15 protein-coding genes are annotated in these 18114 nt (G+C 39.6%); 13 read left to right on the forward strand and 2 right to left on the reverse strand.

The window, feature by feature from the left end; translation table 11 throughout:
- Positions 1 to 6: 6 nt before the first annotated feature.
- The 4 genes from ACE1EF_RS13525 (at position 7) to ACE1EF_RS13540 (ending at position 4382) form a co-directional block, all read left to right on the forward strand.
- The gene (locus ACE1EF_RS13525) at positions 7 to 2421 is read left to right on the forward strand and encodes a carboxypeptidase regulatory-like domain-containing protein (protein ID WP_375721210.1); all 2415 of its coding nucleotides are present in this window, start codon (positions 7 to 9) and stop codon (positions 2419 to 2421) included.
- Between the two features lie 140 nt (positions 2422 to 2561).
- A complete protein-coding gene (locus ACE1EF_RS13530; RefSeq protein ID WP_375721211.1) occupies positions 2562 to 3242 on the forward strand; it encodes a 3-keto-disaccharide hydrolase in 681 nt (226 codons plus the stop codon).
- 18 nt (positions 3243 to 3260) lie between these two features.
- Positions 3261 to 3713 (forward strand): VOC family protein, encoded by a 453-nt coding sequence (locus ACE1EF_RS13535; RefSeq protein WP_375721212.1) that lies wholly within the window; start codon positions 3261 to 3263, stop codon positions 3711 to 3713.
- Positions 3714 to 3917: 204 nt separating this feature from the next.
- Positions 3918 to 4382 carry a phage tail protein gene (locus tag ACE1EF_RS13540; protein ID WP_375721213.1) on the forward strand — a complete coding sequence of 155 codons (465 nt, stop codon included), beginning with the start codon at positions 3918 to 3920 and terminating at the stop codon, positions 4380 to 4382.
- 63 nt (positions 4383 to 4445) lie between these two features.
- Here the strand turns inward: ACE1EF_RS13540 and ACE1EF_RS13545 are convergent, their stop codons facing one another.
- A complete protein-coding gene (locus ACE1EF_RS13545; protein WP_375721214.1) occupies positions 4446 to 5036 on the reverse strand; it encodes a hypothetical protein in 591 nt (196 codons plus the stop codon).
- Between the two features lie 521 nt (positions 5037 to 5557).
- On the opposite strand from ACE1EF_RS13545, the gene ACE1EF_RS13550 reads away from it, so the two are divergent.
- The 4 genes from ACE1EF_RS13550 (at position 5558) to ACE1EF_RS13565 (ending at position 12861) form a co-directional block, all read left to right on the forward strand.
- The gene (locus ACE1EF_RS13550; protein WP_375721215.1) at positions 5558 to 7267 is read left to right on the forward strand and encodes a hypothetical protein; all 1710 of its coding nucleotides are present in this window, start codon (positions 5558 to 5560) and stop codon (positions 7265 to 7267) included.
- A gap of 29 nt (positions 7268 to 7296) precedes the next feature.
- Positions 7297 to 7965 carry a hypothetical protein gene (locus tag ACE1EF_RS13555; RefSeq protein ID WP_375721216.1) on the forward strand — a complete coding sequence of 223 codons (669 nt, stop codon included), beginning with the start codon at positions 7297 to 7299 and terminating at the stop codon, positions 7963 to 7965.
- Positions 7966 to 8173: 208 nt separating this feature from the next.
- Positions 8174 to 11383 (forward strand): ligand-binding sensor domain-containing protein, encoded by a 3210-nt coding sequence (locus tag ACE1EF_RS13560; protein ID WP_375721217.1) that lies wholly within the window; start codon positions 8174 to 8176, stop codon positions 11381 to 11383.
- Between the two features lie 137 nt (positions 11384 to 11520).
- Positions 11521 to 12861, forward strand: a complete 1341-nt coding sequence (locus ACE1EF_RS13565; protein ID WP_375721218.1) for a rhamnogalacturonidase — start codon at positions 11521 to 11523, stop codon at positions 12859 to 12861.
- Between the two features lie 181 nt (positions 12862 to 13042).
- On the opposite strand, the gene ACE1EF_RS13570 is transcribed toward ACE1EF_RS13565, so the two are convergent.
- Positions 13043 to 13627: a DUF502 domain-containing protein gene (locus ACE1EF_RS13570; RefSeq protein ID WP_375721219.1), complete on the reverse strand. Its 585-nt coding sequence runs from the start codon at positions 13625 to 13627 to the stop codon at positions 13043 to 13045.
- A 420-nt stretch (positions 13628 to 14047) separates the two neighbouring features.
- Between ACE1EF_RS13570 and ACE1EF_RS13575 the strand changes: the two genes are divergently transcribed.
- The 5 genes from ACE1EF_RS13575 to ACE1EF_RS13595 all read left to right on the forward strand — a co-directional run bounded on the left by ACE1EF_RS13575 (position 14048) and on the right by ACE1EF_RS13595 (position 18090).
- A complete protein-coding gene (locus tag ACE1EF_RS13575) occupies positions 14048 to 14272 on the forward strand; it encodes a putative signal transducing protein (protein WP_375721220.1) in 225 nt (74 codons plus the stop codon).
- A 41-nt stretch (positions 14273 to 14313) separates the two neighbouring features.
- Positions 14314 to 15462 carry a hypothetical protein gene (locus ACE1EF_RS13580; protein ID WP_375721221.1) on the forward strand — a complete coding sequence of 383 codons (1149 nt, stop codon included), beginning with the start codon at positions 14314 to 14316 and terminating at the stop codon, positions 15460 to 15462.
- Between the two features lie 393 nt (positions 15463 to 15855).
- Entirely contained in the window at positions 15856 to 16296 is a 441-nt protein-coding gene (locus tag ACE1EF_RS13585) for an SRPBCC family protein (protein ID WP_375721222.1), read from the forward strand.
- 193 nt (positions 16297 to 16489) lie between these two features.
- Positions 16490 to 17353, forward strand: a complete 864-nt coding sequence (locus ACE1EF_RS13590) for an MBL fold metallo-hydrolase (protein WP_375721223.1) — start codon at positions 16490 to 16492, stop codon at positions 17351 to 17353.
- Between the two features lie 194 nt (positions 17354 to 17547).
- Positions 17548 to 18090 (forward strand): DUF4943 family protein, encoded by a 543-nt coding sequence (locus tag ACE1EF_RS13595; protein WP_375721224.1) that lies wholly within the window; start codon positions 17548 to 17550, stop codon positions 18088 to 18090.
- Positions 18091 to 18114 lie beyond the last annotated feature (24 nt).

Genomic DNA, 18114 nt, shown 5'->3' on the forward strand with positions numbered 1-18114 from the left:
ATAATCATGAAACGTTATAGATTTATTATACTGTTTTTGTTCTGCATCTTTAATGCTAACATGCTGGATGCTCAGGAGCTGACACAAACAATAAGGGGAAACGTGAATGATATGGTTTCGAATCAGCCACTTTTTGCTGCTACAATAGCCATATATGACGACTCAACAATGATATCTGCTGCGGTAACCGATGACAAGGGAATGTTCAGGATTGAAAAACTTCCGGTAGGTCGATATACCGTTGTTACATCCTATGTTGGATACAGGTCGGTGGTTCTTCCTGATCAGATTGTAAATTCTGCCCGGGAAATTGTACTGTCGGTCAAAATGGAAGAACTCCCTGTAGAAATTGGCGAAGTACAGGTACGGGGAACCGGCCAGAAAGGAAATGCTATGAATAAGTTAGCTTTCGTAAGTGCCAGAACATTTTCAGTGGAAGAATCAGAAAGGTATGCCGGTAGCCGTGGTGACCCGGCACGAATGGCGTCAAATTTTGCAGGTGTGCAGGGTAACGACGATTCTAACAATGACCTTATTATCCGTGGAAACTCTCCTCTCGGCGTACTGTGGCGATTAGAGGGTATTAATATTCCTAATCCGAACCATTTTGGTGTTAGTGGTACCACCGGAGGCCCCGTCACTATCCTGAATAATAAAGTGCTTTCTGTGTCTGATTTTCTTACCGGAGCATTCCCCGCAGAATTCGGAAATGGCATTGCCGGTGTTTTCGATCTTAAAATGCGAAACGGCAACAACGAAAAACATGAATACTCTGCACAACTGGGTTTTCTGGGCACGGAACTACTGGCAGAAGGACCCGTAAACAGGAATCATCATTCGTCCTATCTTTTGGCTTACCGTTACTCTACCCTCTCTATTTTTAAAAGCCTTGGCATACAAATCGGAACCGATGCAATTCCCAAATACGAGGACCTTTCATTCAGATTAAATTTTCCTTTCAAAAATCAAGGCAACCTCGCCGTTTTTGGTATTGGAGGAAACAGTGCCATTGACATTCTTGCCAGCGAGCAAGACCAACCTGGCGATGAAATATATGGTTTTGAGGCCATGGATGAACACTTCAGAACCGGTGTCGGAGTGGTGGGAGTGAAATACACAAAATCGTTGGGAACACAGTCATTATTGAACTTAACAGCCGCAAGCTCATTTGAACATCAGTCCAATCATCTTGATAAAGTCTACAGGGAAGTTGTCAACAACCGATATGTTATAGATTCAATCATGTTTTCACATAACGGATTCCATAACAATCAGTTTAAACAGTCACTTATTGCAAACCTCGACAAGAAATTATCCAGAAAAGTAACATTAAAAACCGGCTTGGTGTTGGATCTGTATACTTTCGATATGCTTGATTCTATTTTTAACGATGTTCTGGAGCGACATGTAATCCGGCTAAACTATAAGGGTCCGGCACTGCTTTCGCAACCCTATGCGCAGGTTAAATTAAATTCTTCAGAGAATCTGAGTCTGACAGCAGGTATACATGGACTGTTCCTGAATCTGGAAAATAACCTGAGTAAATCAGTGGAACCGAGATTCGGCTTAAAATACCGGATCAGTACACAACATTATCTGGGATATGGATTCGGTCTTCACAGTCAAATGCTGCCGTCCTATATTTATTTTTCACGGGTAACCCATGATGATGGCAGTAGTAGCATTCCCAACGCCGGTCTGGATCTGATAAAAAGCATTCATAATGTTTTAACGTGGGATTACAGTCTTAACCCTTACCTACGAATTAAAACGGAAGCCTATTACCAACACCTTTATAATGTTCCGGTTGAAGCCGTACCATCCTCATATTCATCGCTTGATGAAGGCCATGACCTGAGTAGGTTTTTCCCTGACAGTCTTGTAAACACAGGCACAGGCAGAAATATGGGAATGGAATTCACTCTGGAAAAGTTTTTCCATAAATCCTACTTTTTGTTGTTCACGGCATCGTTATATGACGCCAGACGAACCGGCAGTGACGGGAAATTGTATAATGCCGTTTTTAACGGCAGATATATCTTCAATGCTCTGGGATCTAAAGTGTTTAGCTGGGGCGACAAAAGCAGGTCTACGCTGACATTAGGCGGCAAGCTAACTATGGCTGGCGGGAAACGCTACACGCCGATAGACCTTAATGCATCCCAAATTGCTGGCGAGGCAGTCTATTTCGATAAGCAGAGAAACAGTATGCAGTTCAGTGATTATTTCAGGGCAGATGTAAAACTAAACTACAGTCTTAACACCCGGAAAGTTACCCATGAAATAGGACTGGATATAGTTAATGTAACAAATCATCGTAACATACTCAAACAGACCTATGTTCCCGGTTCTAATGACCCGGTCCGGGAAAAATATCAATTAGGAATGCTTCCGTTGTTTTATTACAGATTAGATTTCTGATCATGATGATTTCTTAATAATGTATCGCTAAATTTGATAAGTAAATTCAAAAATATTTAAAATAACAGGTGTCCTGAACATACTTTTTCAAACATTGTTTTTTTATCATATTCAAATTTCATCTTCTTATTTCAATGACCATGTTAAAATATCTTTATGCTTTTCTTTTCATTTACATCACATGCTCAGGTTGTTCAAATGCACAGGATACCGTTCATCTGTTTAACGGAACTGATTTAAACGGATGGTATGCATTTGAACCGGAAACAGGAGTACATCAGGATGCCGGAGAGCTTTTTGAGGTTGCTGATGGCATGATAAGAATGTATGGGACAAAAGCCGGCTACCTGATGTCGGATCAGTCTTTTCATGACTTTACCTTAACCACTGAATTCAGATGGAACACAGATACAGCATTTACGAGAAAAAATAATAAACTGAACAGTGGACTGATGTACCTGGTCCGGGAAACAACACCTGATACGCTTTGGCCCGGAGGAATTCAGTTTCAGATAAAAGAAGGAGCAAGCGGGGATTTTATTCTCCTGCAGGATGTCACACTTATACATAATGGCACTAGAACTGAACCCGGCAGAAGTGTTGTCGTAAAACGATTAGCTGATGCAGCCAACCCTATCGGAAACTGGAATACGCTGACCGTTACCTACCGCAACGGAACCATCAAACAGGAACTTAATGGAAAACTTGTAAACGAAGGCAGCGAACCGTCGGTAACAGAAGGCCGGATCTTATTGCAGTACGAAGGTTTCCCTATTGATTTCAGAAAGGTAGATATAACTGTTGACCCGGATCAACAATGAAATAACAGTGTATAACAGATGAAACACGATAAAATCATTCCCAGCCTTTGGTTCTGCACAAAGAACGGCACTATCACTGAGGTTGTGAGGTATTATAAAACAATTTTTGATGAAGCATTGCAGGAAGGCAGCATAATTCCCCTTGGTGAAACCCCGAGTGGGAATGCTGAAATGTGTGAAATAAGAATTTTTGGTCAAACGTATTCGTTGATGAGTACGGCCCAGGAACACCACGCTTTTAATGACGCCCTTTCTCTTACCATAAATTGTAGAGATCAGGATGAAATAGATAAGTTCTGGAACTATTTCACGAAGGAAGGTGAAGCATCGCAATGTGGCTGGTGCATCGACAAATATGGACTTCGATGGCAGGTGATACCTGAAAATCTGGGCGAACTGATGCAAAAACCCAATGCCTTTGACGTGATGATGCAACAAACAAAAATTGTGATTGCGGAGTATTTGCTGTAAGATAATTATTTATAAGGTTTATTTAAACCAATCTTATCTTTCCGCCGTTATGTATGGTAATGCATCAGGTACCTGATTTGCTCTTCGTGATTCGAACAGAAATGCTTCGAACCTTATCAGCCGACGGATCTCCACTTACTTCATTTAATTCATCATGAATGAACTGTTTATTCAATAAACTGAAATTAAAAGGAGACAAACGAAATGTCATACAAAGTTGATTTTACCAATGTATCAGTTACAGGTCTGGAATCATCACCTGTAGCAGAGGCTCTGGCCGGATTGCGTGCCAATGAAGCCCGTTACTTTAAAAATAAATACAACCATGATTTTACGGTTGAACCTGCTGCCGAAAGCAAGGATACCCTGGATTATGTAAACCTGGTATTAAAAGAAGAACGCGACCTGGAATTTGCAGCCAAACCTTTGGAAACATCACAGTTCCAGGTGGAAAACATTAAGTTTTCCTACATCTTTTATGAAGACGGACTTTCGGTCAATGTTATGTATACGATTGATGATCCAAAGAAAAGGGCTGTTGGTTTTAAACTTTCCGAAGGCATGGAAATACCAAAAGAGCTGGAGCCAAAATTTAAATTTGCCCGCCAGAAGTCGAAACTGGCAGGGACCATCCGTGGATCATTTTTTGTGATAAAAGGAGAATATTAGGATTCGAACAGCAACAAATTTCAGCTTATTAACGGACTTGCCGCAGCAACAGAAGCAGAACCTTTACTTCTGCTTAAGCTCCATTCTGGCTTTGTGTAGTTCGGTATTAATTTTGGTATAGCGATCCAGTGAGTTTTTCTTATGCTGTTCGTACTCTTCCTGAAGTTCCTGGTATTCTGTTTTGGTTTTAACCGTGACTGCATTACTGCGTTTGAACATCAGAAACATGATTCCTGCAAAAATTAAGACTGCTATGATAATACCATATAATGTAACGGAATAGGCACCTTTGTCCATCTGGATGCCCAAAACGGAAATAGAATTCTGACGTTTAATACTTTCATCCAGTTTTACCTGAAGCTCATCCGTTCTGCTTTTATTTGTTTTCAGTTCGTTCTGTAAGGAAAGGATCTGATTCTCATTCTTTATAATTCCTTTTTCCAGTTCATTAATGGTATCTTTTACTGCACCATAAAACTGATCCATTTGTTCCGGAGTCAGGAAATAGGAACCATTCCAGTAATTGAGGTTCTTCTTAAATACGTCGTATTGTTGTTCAAGATTTGTTTCTTCTTTCCATGCATTAATATCCTTTGCAAATGAGGTGAGAGAAACAGCAATCAATAAGAATAAAACTAATGTAAATCTGGTCATAACTTTAATTTTCAAACATTCATCAAACGATCAAATAATTTAAATATTGCATTAATTCCTGGGTGCAACTTCTAATAGTTAAAGACAACTAAACATAGCGCTAACCCGTAAACCCAAAACAATTAAAATTAAAATTACTGCATATAAATCACTTATGTTCTTACACAGTTATTTTTTATCCCTTCCAGTTGCTCCCTGATATTGAATTTCAAACAATTTACATAATTTTAAGTTCATAATTATGAAAATCTGAACAGATTATTTAATTCATACGAAATATATTCCTAACCCGGGGTAAATTCATTAAATTATTTACCACTGCTTCAAATCATTCAACAGAGACAAACGAATGAGGCTTTGCTAAACGTGTCCAAATTTCAACATCATTTTCTGTTCATATTCTATTTCCCTTAAGACCGTAGAATAAGATATTCTACTTCATCATTTTCAATTTTGTTTTTTTCAACTTGTGTAATAATTGTATATATTTAGCCTCTAATAATTTAACCTCCGTTACTAAAGTGAAACCATACGAAAAGATCCTCAAAGACAGTTCGGTGTTACTGTTGTGTTTTATCACATTAAACCACCTCCTGGTAATGCTTGCATTTGCCACAGTAAAAGAAATCTTACCCTACACTTTTCCAGTATCCCTTGTTTTAGCAGCAGTTCTTTTGTTTTTATTAAACAAAAACGACAGGTTAAGACAGCACATATCTGTTTTGGTCTTAAGCCTTGGTATAATCATCTTCAGTTTAATTATTGCATCATTTTATTTCGATCTGTCCTGGGACGGGCAATGGTATCATCAGTCCGCCATTTATCATATGGTCAGCGACTGGAATCCGCTTAAGGAACCTATCCGCAATTTTGAGATTAATAACAGTTCTTCCATTAGTCATTTCCCGAAAGGATCGTGGTACTTCGCTGCTTCAGTATATAGTTTTACAGGCAATTTTGAAGCCGGAAAAGCCCTGAATATTCTGATTCCTTTTATTGCGCTCTTTTATATTTTTGCATCGTTCCGCGAAATCAGGCTTTCATATGGAAAGGCTGTGCTGATATCCGCCATTGTTGTGCTTAATCCCGTTGTATGGTGCGAAATCACATCATACCTGGTAGATGGTTTGCTGATTCTGTATATCTGTATCTATGTTACCGCCATCATACTTTGGATCAGGCAACAGGATAAAATCAGTCTCCTGATGTTTGCAATGAGCATATCTGCACTGGTCAATGTTAAATTTACAGGTCTCGTCTTCTTTTGCACACTGGCCTTCTTCTTTTTTATCTATCTTCTGTTTGTGAACCGGAAATTGTGGTTCCGGTTTGCATCTGTTCATGCCATCATACTTATTGCATCACTACTGATTACGGGGTATAATCCATACTTTACAAATTATGCAGAACGCAATCATCCTCTCTATCCAATCATGGGAACGGATGAATATCCCAGTGTTTTTGAGTCAACAGGAAGAGATGATAACGAATATTATGAAACGCCGCATAATATGATGGGAAAAAACCTTTTATACCGTATGTTCTATGCAACTTTCGGCAGACCCGACAATGCACCGTATTATAAGGAAAAGGATGCACGGCTGATGTGGCCCTTCACATCACGAATTTCTGACTGGGACGCCTATTATTTCCATGAAGTCAGGATCAGCGGATTTGGACCATACTTCAGTGTGACTATCATTCTGGCACTTATTCTAAGCACCATACTGCTTATACGGGATAAGGAAAACAGAACAAGGCTACTGCTTGCTGCGGCTGCTATTCTTGCATCACTCATGTACAGCCGGCACCTGTGGTGGCCCAGATTTGGCCCGCAAATGTGGCTATTACCTCTCCTGCCACTCAGTTTCGCATTATTCAGCTCTCATTTCCGGAAGATCCGAATCCTGACATACACAGTAGCTGGTCTGATGTTGGTAAACGGTATTATTGTACTTGGGGTGCATATGGGTTGGGAAACACGTTCAACTCTTACATTAAAGCAACAACTCACAGAAATCAAGACCAACAATTCTGCCATAGAAATTGATTACGGTTGGTTTGGTAAGGCCATAGAAGAGCGGCTTGAATTGTGGCAGATTAATTACACACCTGTCAATGGAAATATGATCAGAAAAGAAGACTTTAAAAAAATGATCAGTGTGGTTGAGGGCTATCCCAATATGATTATTTACCGGGAAACTGACAATAATACTACAGCAGATAACTAAAAAAATTACACGGGTAGAATAACAACGATATGGAATCACTTATACCGGTTATTTTCATCGCAGCAGTACTGATTTTCATCACATTAAGATTTCTTTTCAGCAAAAAAGCCATCGTAAAACGGAAACTGAAAAAGACAAAATCAAGACCGATCCTAAGTTTTAACAGTGGTGAAACAGCTAAAATCTCAGGAAAGATAGAAATTGTTGGAGAAGCCCTTCAGGCTCCATTATCAGGAAGAAAATGTGCTGCATACATGGTGCTTGTGGAACAAAAGGTTTCCAATGGAAAGAGTACTCATTGGCGTACAATTATTAAAGAAGAAAAAGCGTGCAGATACGTCATCAGAGATGGCTATAAGTGTGCATGGGTGAACCATAATAATTGTAAAAGCTACATCGTTCAGGACAAAAATTACAGATCTGGCTTATGGAATGATGCCACGCCGGAATTAGAAAACTTTTTAAATCTGCATGGGTATAAAAGCGAAAATATTCTGGGATTGAATAAAACAGTGCGATACAAAGAGGGTGTATTGGAGAATGGAGAAAGAGTTGCCGTTGCCGGCAAAGGTGAGTGGAAATTTTCAAATCTTGTTGGGATACCCGATGAATATGACAGATTACTTGTATTTGATTCGGCCAACGGGCACCCCGTATATTTGAGTGATGATCCGGATACTTTTGCGAAGAATAATTAAAATAAATCCTATAATTGTTAAATTAATACTAATTTGCATACAACCCTTTGAATAAAACACTTAGGATATACATACACCATATTTCAACTAAATTTTTTTCCGTTTTGAGTTTGATATTAAATTTTTATTATTACTTTTAAGCTTTATTTTGATAATATATTAACATTAAGATAATATAATATCGGACAAAACTATTATTTGCGCACGAATGACACATCTCTCAAACATTAAACGACTGCTCTTTTCAGTCCTGTACACCTGTATGTTTGCAGGTTTAGGTGCGCAAACATATGATGAATTACCTCAATTCAAGTTCAAATCGGTAACCATAAATAACGGCCTTCCGAATAACCGTACAACTGATGCAACAAAAGACAGTAAAGGTTTTATCTGGTTTGCAACAGATGACGGAATATGCAGATTCGACGGCTTATCAACTAAAAACTACAATACCTATTTCGACCAGACGGAAGAGGAGTATGACCAACAGTTTACAACTGTCATGGCTGATCATAAAGGAAATCTGTATGCCGGAGCTTACAGGTTATATAAGTTCAATTACGATATGGACCGTCTGGAAATGGTATTTAACGAGGATGATAAGGATCAGCCAAAAAGAGTCAGGGCCATTTACCATGGGGATAATGATGAGGTTTGGTTTGGCGCCCGGAATGGCATATACCTGAAAAAAACATCCGGCGACCGGTTTATTCATTTTCCACCGGATAAGAACGGAGAGTATTATGAGGTCTGGGATTTTCTGGTTACAGAAAAAGAAATATGGATCGGGTCAAGAAACAGCGGTGTAATTATTTTCAACCGTTCCGATAGCACCTATCACAAGCTAAACCTTCATAATGATAAGCAACAGATAGTTAAGGAAATACTGTGCTTTTACAGAGAAGACGGTGTGATATGGATCGGCACAAAAAACGATGGATTATTCAAGGTAAGAGAAGATAACCGCGAAGTTATTACAAATGATTTTCCGGATAACAGCGTTCGACGAATCAGGGATATTACCAGGGATAAAAATGGCAATATCTGGCTGGGCACACTGGATGGTCTTTACCTGGTGAAGAAGGACAGAAAGAACTATTTACGTTATGCATACCTGTTCCATCCGGTTTCAGAACTTACCAATAACTCCGTTTTTAAGGTATATATCGACAATAATAAGATGATGTGGCTATGTACCTATGCCGGAGGTATTAACTATACCAATCTTGATCAGAAACCATTCAACCTGATTGAAGGAAAAGAAAATAATTCTGCTTTCTTAAATAACCCATTCGTAACCGCATTTACAGAAGACCGGTATAACAACATCTACATTGGTACACTCGGCGGATTAAATTACTGGGACAGAAAAACAAATACGTTTACATACTATCTTCATGGTGCAGGTTTAATCAGTGGAACGAGCATAAAAAGCGTTACGAGAGACAGTTCCGGGAACATACTGATCAGCACCTACGGAGGAGGCATCACCTGCTTTGACCCGGTGCATAAAAAATTCACGTACTATAATGCCAAACCCGGAAAAGCGAATTCCCTGCAGAGTAACAATGTATATTCCATGGCGATTGACGGCAACGGTAATATCTGGGCCGGTTCAGACAAAGGCGTTGATGTAATTGATCCTGAAACCGGAAAGATAAGCCCCCGCTTTTCTGTAAATAAAAAGAACAATGTATTCATTGACAAGGCACATAATATATGGCTTGGAATTGAAGGCGAAGATCTGTTAAGGTACAACAGGGATACTGAAAGTTTTGAAAAAGCATTTGATAACCTCGACATAAAAAGCTCCCTTGCTATTTATTACGATTCAGAACATAATTTATGGATCGGTGAAAAAAACGGGATTACGGTGGTAAATTTAACTTCCCTTAAATCCTGGCATTACGGGAAAAACGACAAGCTTTCCAGTAATATTATTTGCGGTATACTGGAAGATAATGACAAAAATATATGGGTATCAACGTCCAATGGATTAATGAAATTCATCGATGCTGCACTTCATCCTGAAAAATTTACCATCCGTACATTTACCCTGAAGGATGGCTTACAAAGCAATCAGTTTTGGGTGAATTCTGCGTACAAAAGTTCGGCCGGAGAATTATTTTTTGGCGGTATTAACGGCTTTAACTACTTCAATTCAAACCAGATTAATGAGAATGCTTATCTGCCACAAATGGTTTTTTCTGATCTGAAGATTTTCAATAAACCGGTAAAGATTCATCAGACAATCAACGGACAACAGGTCCTGCATAAAGCCATTAATGAAACCGATAAACTCATACTGAACTACAAGCAGAAAGTTTTTTCTCTTGAATTCGTTGCGCTCCACTATTCCAATCCTGAAAACAACAGTTACCGTTACAAACTTTATCCGCTCGAAAAAGAGTGGAATACCACCATGTATCCAAGGAATTTTGCGAGCTACACCTCCTTACCGGCAGGGAAATACGTTTTTAAGCTTCAGGGAGCCAATAGTGACGGAAAATGGAATCCGGATATCAGGGAACTACAGATTATTATTCAACCTCCTTTCTGGTTCCAGTGGTGGTTTATTACACTGCTCATTTTAATACTGCTGTTTACCATTCTGTATCTTTTTAACAGAAGGGTAAACAGAATAAGAATGCAAAAAATAAAACTTGAAAAACTGGTCATTGAGCGAACCAACGACCTGAAAAAGCAGACGAATGAGCTGAGCAAACTGAATAATCTGAAAGACAAACTGTTTTCCATTATTGCGCACGATCTGAAAACGCCGTTTCAGTCCATCCTTGGCTTTACAGAACTTCTTCAAACAGAGTACAACGATCATGACGAAACCAGCAGAAAAGCATATATTGGTTTAATTAACGAATCGGCTCATAACTATTATGAACTGCTTGACAATCTGCTGTCATGGTCCAGAACCCAGAAAGGTGAAATAAAATATGATCCGAAAGACTTTGACATTTCTCAGCTGATGATGAAAATATCGGAGTTGCATCAACATAAGATTCAGAAAAAAAATATTCGGTTCAACAATAACATCAGTCCCGGTCTCAAAGTCTATGCTGACGAACAACTGGTGAGTTCTGTTTTCAATAATCTGATTGGAAATGCCATTAAATTCACACATGAAAACGGAGAGATTACGGTTAGTTATGAGATACAAACAGAATTTGTCGCTTTCTCTGTTTCTGATAATGGAGTTGGTATGACCCGGAATATGCTGGACAATTTATTCACCATAGGAAAAACAAGTTCAGAACCCGGAACACATGGCGAACCCGGAACAGGTCTCGGACTACTGATTTGTAAAGAATTTATCGAAAAAAACAAGGGAATTATCACTGTTGAAAGTGAAAAAGGAAAAGGAACCACCTTCCGCTTCACCTTACCGGCTAAACATGCATAAAACAGATCAACCGTTTTTTAAAACGGCATCGCCTCATATTCATTAATTCCGTTTCCCGGCATTTAATTACGGCCTCCTCTTTTGAGGCTTGGCAATTATTCATATTTTTGCGTTTACTAACCGTAATACGATCACAAATGAGATACTCCTTTTTATTATCAATCTGTATCCTGGCGCTGTCAGCCGTGTCCTGTTCAAATCAAAAAGAAAGTAGCATTTTTCCGGATGGAACAGAAATACCGGCCTGGTTTTCAGATGTCATAAAAATTAACCCAAATGAACTTGGAACATTTTATGACATTACTGAATATGGTGCCGTTAATGACAGCAATAAACTACAGACTGAGGTCATACAAAACACCATTGATATAGCCGCTAACAAAGGAGGTGGCGTGATTGTAATACCCAAAGGCGTATTTTTAAGCGGTGCGCTGTTCTTTAAACCGAATACCCATCTTCATGTATCGGAGGGTGCCGTATTAAAAGGATCAGACAACATAGAAAACTACCCCTTTATACCGTCACGCATGGAAGGCCAGACGCTGAACTATTTTGCCGCGCTGGTTAATGCGTATGGAGTGGACGGATTCACCATTACCGGAAAAGGGACCATAAACGGTAACGGCCTGAAATACTGGGAAGCATTCTGGCAACGCAGAAAAGAAAATCCTAAATGTACGAACCTGGAGGTGTCAAGGCCACGACTGGTATTTATACGGAATTCGGATAATGTTCAGGTTCAGGATGTAAGCCTCGTAAATTCAGGCTTTTGGAGCAGCCATTACTACCAGTGTAACAAGGTTAAAATTCTGGATCTCAGGATTACCTCGCCGCACGAACCGGTTAAAGCACCAAGTACAGATGCGATTGATCTGGATGTTTGCTCCAATGTTCTGATAAAAGGGTGTTACATGGCGGTTAATGACGATGCCATTGCATTGAAAGGAGGTAAAGGACCATGGGCGGATCAGGACACGACAAATGGTGAAAACACGAATATTATTATTGAAGACTGCGAATTCGGTTTCTGTCATTCTGCACTCACCTGTGGAAGTGAATCCATTCACAATAAAAACATCCTGATGCGTAACTGTCACGTGAGTGAAGCCAAACGTCTGCTTTGGCTTAAAATGCGACCTGACACACCTCAGAAATACGAATACATTACGGTGGAAGATATAACAGGACAGGCCCACAGCATGATTTATGTAAAACCCTGGACTCAGTTTTTTGATCTGAAAGGAAGAGAAGATGTACCCCTGTCCTATTCCGATCATATTACCATGCGCAATATCAGTCTGACCTGTGACATATTTTTTGATGTTAAAATTACGGAGCACGACAGACTCTCAAATTTCACATTTGAAGACCTTTCAATACAGGCTAAAAATGCAACGTTCAACCATGAGTTTGTGGATCATTTTACCATAAAAGATGTCGTGGTCAATGGTGAAAAGCTTGCCGAAAGTGAAAATTAAAACGATGGCTTTAACCGGCCTGGGTCTGTCTTCATTCAGATGACATCTTACTCCTTTTAGCTGGTGCTGATGCAGTGAAACACTAATCTGCCGCATCAGATTTTTCCGCGTCCGTGCTGAAGCCAACGAAAGGATATGCCCTGAAACCTTACCGGAGCGTAACACCGGTTAAATGGCTGTCTTATGGCAACTGCTCTTCCTTTTCAAACCCGGAAACACCTGCAGATACAACGAATTTCATGACCTGCGCAGGATTGGCTTTCAATGGCTTTATATTTTTTACCGGTACAATAAACAGCTCACCTGAAAAGTTATACGAATGAGGGAAATATACCGCAACCTTATCCTTCACTTCAAGCAGGGAGAGATCCTTTTCGGTTAAAAAACCGACCTTCTCCAACCGGGCTTCCTCATTTACCAAAACCAAAACAGGATTGCTGAACTTCTTCTGTTTACCGACAAAAGCCGACAACAGGTCATTGAATGCTGAATAAATAATTTTTAGCAAGGGCACTTTATCGAAAAGCTTGCCCATAAGCATTTTTACAGGTCTGGCAATAATGGTCTGCCCCAGGAAACCTATAAGGACAAGAAGAATAAGGATAATGACAATACCAAGACCCGGAATGTAAAATCCGATATCCGTGAGGAGGGTCTCCAGCAGACCATCAAAAAATCTGAAGATAACCCAGAGAATATAAACCGTTATTGCAAGTGGTGCGATAAACAAGGCACCCTGAACCAAATAACCAGCAAGTTTTTTCATGTTCCTTTGTTTTTGTGATCCAAAGATAAGGAATTGATGATGTTCTTCAGCAATTCTTAAAACGGCTTATGCTTTAGAGCTACTTCCATATTTAAATTAAAAAATATCATTGTTGTCCGGTTAAAAAAAACAATATTAATTAAAGATTCTTCGCTTCATTTTATTGCGCTCAGAATGACAGTCTCTTAGGTTCATATGGGGCTGGAGGATGGGTTGGTTTGCGAATCCGTAGCAAACCAACCCATCCTCCAGCCCAACAGCCAGCAACTGCCTGTCATTCCGAGTGAAGCGAGGAATCTCTGAAGCTTTTACCGGACAACAATGAAATAATATAACAAAGTTTAGATTTCCTAACATTTTTTTAACATTATATAAAATCATTTTGTATCTTGTGCTCGTAATTAAAAATCACTCAGTAAAATGGATAAAAGAGATATCAGATTATTACACTCAGCTTCAGTGGTTGAAATTGAAGAACTGAGAAAAATACTTGAAGACAATGGTATAAGCACCTTAGTACGAAATCAGTTTCAGGAAGGTGTACACGCCGGCTTTGCAGAAGCCAGTCCCGGGTTGATTGATATTTACGTGCTGGACGAAGATTTTGAAACCGCCGTAAAGCTGCTTTCAGAGTTTAATAAATAATTGGCATCATCTTTGTTTTGGGTCAATAAAACACTATAATTATGAAAAAGTTTACATTTAATTTATCCCTTCTGTGTATCGTCACACTGATGGTTGTCTCCTGCTCCACCGGTAAAAAAGCCCTGGAGCATGGCGATTATTACGGAGCCAGTCTACAGGCTATTAACCGTTTGCGATCAAATCCTGATTCCAAGAATGCCGGCATGACGCTCGAAAAAAGCTATCCATACGCACTGGATTTCTATAAAAATCAGATTGATGCGGCTATGCGAACCGAGGATCCTCTGAAATACAGCAAAATTGTTGATTATTACGGCAGGATGAATCATCTGGCGGACGAAATTGACCGCTGTCCGGCAGCTAAAAATATTATTCCAACACCTCGCCGGTATTATTCAGAGATTGCAGAAGCCAAAAAGCTGGGTGCGGAAGAACGGTATCAGCTGGGGATGACTGCCCTTAATATTGGTACACGACAAGCAGCAAAAGAAGCGTATTTCCATTTTATGGAATGTGACAAGCTGGTTCCCGGATTTAAAGATGTGAACGATAAGCTGGTAGAATCAAAATATTTAGCCACCCTGAAAGTTCTGTTGGAACAAATACCTGTTCCGGGTTCACTCAACGAAGTAAGTTCTGAATTTTTCTACAACCAGGTGATGGAACATCTTAAAAAATCGTATACCACAGAGTTTGTACGGTTCATGTCTCCACAGGAACTGGATGCAGAAAATGCGGAACCGGATCAATACCTCCGCATGAAATTTGAGGAATTTGTGATGGGACAGGTTTATGATAAGGAAAAAGTTGAAGACGTATCCAAAGACAGCGTGGTAGTAGGTCAGGTTACCCTTGAAGATGGGACCAAACTTAATGCCTATAATACAGTGAAGGCAAAACTGACAACCTTCCACAGGGAACTGATTTCTCATGGTGTTCTGGATGTGATCCTGGTGGATACCTATAACAACCAGGTTATCGCACAGCGCAAGTTTCCCGGGGACTATGTCTGGGCAACGGAATGGGGTAATTTTAGTGGTGACGAGCGCGCACTGTCAGCTGAACAAACAGCCTTAACGAAACGGAAACCGGTTCCGCCACCACCACCGCAACAACTTTTTATCGAGTTTACCAAGCCGATCTACGGACAGGTAACTACCTTCCTGGCAAACTATTTTAAGCAACAATAAAAGATAAAACAAGATCATACAAAGGCGTGGATTGATATCTGCGCCTTTTTTATTCTAATAGATGTGCTGCGTATATTCCGCCATTTTCGGGTATGAATCCTGCACAACAACCGGAAATGCCACCTTGCTTTGTTTCTATCCCAACAGGAAATGATTTTTCCTTCCTGCACCACTGCCATCCTTGTTATCCCGAATATTATTTAAGCAACGATCTTAAAAAAACACTCCTCCATACAAATAGCATGAATTCCCGGAAAAGTTTACATACTGTCTTTTTTTGCTTAAATTTAGGACTACAAACGAATGACTACATCTCCTGTAAGGGAAAAACCCGTTATATCCCCAACTCCATTCAGATTATCGCTTAAGGATTAACATTAAATTTTTAATACTATGGCTGATACTAAACATGCAACAGGCTTTCCCCTGATAAAAGAGTTTATATATAATGCAGCAACCAAGAAAGTATGGCAGGCTTTAACAGATAAGTCTATGTTGCAGAAATGGTATTTCCCGCAGATTCAATCGTTTGAACCAAAGGTGGGATTTACATTTACTTTTGATGATGATCATGACCGGTACAGGAAAATATGGATTGTAACACAAATAACAACAGGAAAAACTTTCGCACATAGCTGGTCCTACAACGGTTATCCCGGAAAATCGGAGGTTATTTTTGATTTGTTTCCGGAAAACAATAAAACAAGGTTAAGGGTAACACACACTGGCCTGGAAAGCTTTCCTGATGATCCACATTTCAACAGGGAACGTTTTGAGTGGGGATGGAACAGCCTTTTGGGACAGAACTTAAAGCATCTCCTGGAAAAAGAATAATGGAGGTATCACCTTACAGTTTTCCCGGAACCGAAAATTCCGCAACACAGGTTTCAAGCTTAACAGCTTTATAATCATGTGAAATAATCATGAGCAAGCTGTTTTTTCATCCGCCCTTAAACTATATCCCTCTCAAGATGATTTTTTATCCCGTTTTATCTATTTTAGTAAAACAAAAAGGGAACATGAAGCTATGAAGCTATTGAACATACTGTTATTTGCCGCTATTACTCTTTCTTTTTACAGTTGCGGAAATAATAAGCACAACTGGTATCATACGGAAAAGATTGATGATCAAACGTTCATCATTTCAGAGCCGTACAGTTCCCAGAAGAATTCCTGTTTTTTGATTATCAGTGATAAAAAAGCAATACTTATTGATGCCGGTTCAGGAGAAAATAAAAAAGAATCGATATACCATACCGTTTCAGGACTCACAAATAAACCCATCACATTAATTCTGTCTCATTTTCATTTCGATCATATTGGATTTATAACTGATTTTGACAGGATTGTCATCTTTGATACGCAGCTTCCAGGTAAAAATCGGTTCGCAGATTCGACTTTATTACTTACAAAAAAAGAAACATTGAACCGGGATTCACTTCTATTGCATTTGGCATATCAAATTGAAACGCGTAAAGATCTGGATTTAGGAAACCGGACCATTCAAATTCTAAACACACCGGGCCATTCCCCTAATTCCATAACGGTGATTGATAAAACGAATAAATACATCTTTGCCGGGGACCTGGTTTATAACGGGTTACTTCTGATTGATGACATGGATAGCTACCTGAAAAGCATTGATCTCTTACGATCTGTCAGCAACAATAAATACAGGATTTACGGTGCGCATGGAAAACCCGGATTAAAACGTGGTATTCTGGATGAACTCAAAGAGGCCCTGAGCAGTTTCAGGTCGGACAGGAGTTCATTTATGCCGGTTGAACAAACTGACTTCTACGGTACAAAAAAAGATGTATACCGGATGGGTACTGTTTCTTTTATTCACGGATATACTGATGTCTTCCTTAAAGATAAAAATTCAGAATAAAAACATCCTTCCACCGGCAGACGGTATCACGGTGCGCTGCGCAGATTTACACCAGGGATGCCCGCATATCGTTCTCTTATATTGCGGAATAACCATGACCATTTGCCTGTTAGTCGGCTTAGCGATTTTATTACGGTTTTAAGGTGATATTAAAGCAACCATTATTTCAGAAACCGGCTCTTTCAGAAAAACGAATGATGAAAAACCTCACTATCCTTGCTCTGTTCATCCTTTTTTGCTTAAGCTGCGAAAAAGATGATTTTAATGTTGATCATCCAAACATTCAGCAATTTGTGCAGCAGCTTAAAAGCGGGACATACGACCAGTATAAAACAGGAGAAAACGGAGAAAAGCTATGGACGATTATGCCAAACTTTTCAAAAGAGCACATTCCATTACTTATTGACTTTTCAAAAGACACATCTTTGGTTTGTCCCTGCAACCATTTTCCAGCCAATCCGGTATCCTCAATACCTCCATTCAGAATTTCTGACAACAAAGAATGCATCATGCTTGGTGAATACCTGCTGTGGTGTGCAGAAGCCATAATTGAAAACAGGGATTTTGCTTCGTTGACTCCGATTCTTGTCAATAGAAGTTACAGTGCAGAAAAAAGACCTGGTGGCGAAGAGATTCTGGAGGTGAGAGAAATATACCAAAACTGGTGGGAGGAATACGGATTATCTGCCGACACACACCCGCTTCCTTTAGCTGAAACGGATTATTACTGGAGATAAAAGCCTGAACCTGAATTTCGAAGA

It is taken from the genome of Quyinboa sediminis (assembly GCF_042219855.1).
In the GTDB taxonomy this organism is placed as follows: Bacteria; Bacteroidota; Bacteroidia; order Bacteroidales; family UBA5342; genus JBHJHP01.

Coding starts and splice junctions, on each gene's coding strand:
- ACE1EF_RS13525 (WP_375721210.1), top strand. CDS start 7: ATGAAACGTTATAGATTTATTATACTGTTTTTGTTCTGCATCTTTAAT.
- ACE1EF_RS13530 (WP_375721211.1), top strand. CDS start 2,562: ATGTTAAAATATCTTTATGCTTTTCTTTTCATTTACATCACATGCTCA.
- ACE1EF_RS13535 (WP_375721212.1), top strand. CDS start 3,261: ATGAAACACGATAAAATCATTCCCAGCCTTTGGTTCTGCACAAAGAAC.
- ACE1EF_RS13540 (WP_375721213.1), top strand. CDS start 3,918: ATGTCATACAAAGTTGATTTTACCAATGTATCAGTTACAGGTCTGGAA.
- ACE1EF_RS13545 (WP_375721214.1), bottom strand. CDS start 5,036: ATGACCAGATTTACATTAGTTTTATTCTTATTGATTGCTGTTTCTCTC.
- ACE1EF_RS13555 (WP_375721216.1), top strand. CDS start 7,297: ATGGAATCACTTATACCGGTTATTTTCATCGCAGCAGTACTGATTTTC.
- ACE1EF_RS13560 (WP_375721217.1), top strand. CDS start 8,174: ATGACACATCTCTCAAACATTAAACGACTGCTCTTTTCAGTCCTGTAC.
- ACE1EF_RS13565 (WP_375721218.1), top strand. CDS start 11,521: ATGAGATACTCCTTTTTATTATCAATCTGTATCCTGGCGCTGTCAGCC.
- ACE1EF_RS13570 (WP_375721219.1), bottom strand. CDS start 13,627: ATGAAAAAACTTGCTGGTTATTTGGTTCAGGGTGCCTTGTTTATCGCA.
- ACE1EF_RS13575 (WP_375721220.1), top strand. CDS start 14,048: ATGGATAAAAGAGATATCAGATTATTACACTCAGCTTCAGTGGTTGAA.
- ACE1EF_RS13580 (WP_375721221.1), top strand. CDS start 14,314: ATGAAAAAGTTTACATTTAATTTATCCCTTCTGTGTATCGTCACACTG.
- ACE1EF_RS13585 (WP_375721222.1), top strand. CDS start 15,856: ATGGCTGATACTAAACATGCAACAGGCTTTCCCCTGATAAAAGAGTTT.
- ACE1EF_RS13590 (WP_375721223.1), top strand. CDS start 16,490: ATGAAGCTATTGAACATACTGTTATTTGCCGCTATTACTCTTTCTTTT.
- ACE1EF_RS13595 (WP_375721224.1), top strand. CDS start 17,548: ATGATGAAAAACCTCACTATCCTTGCTCTGTTCATCCTTTTTTGCTTA.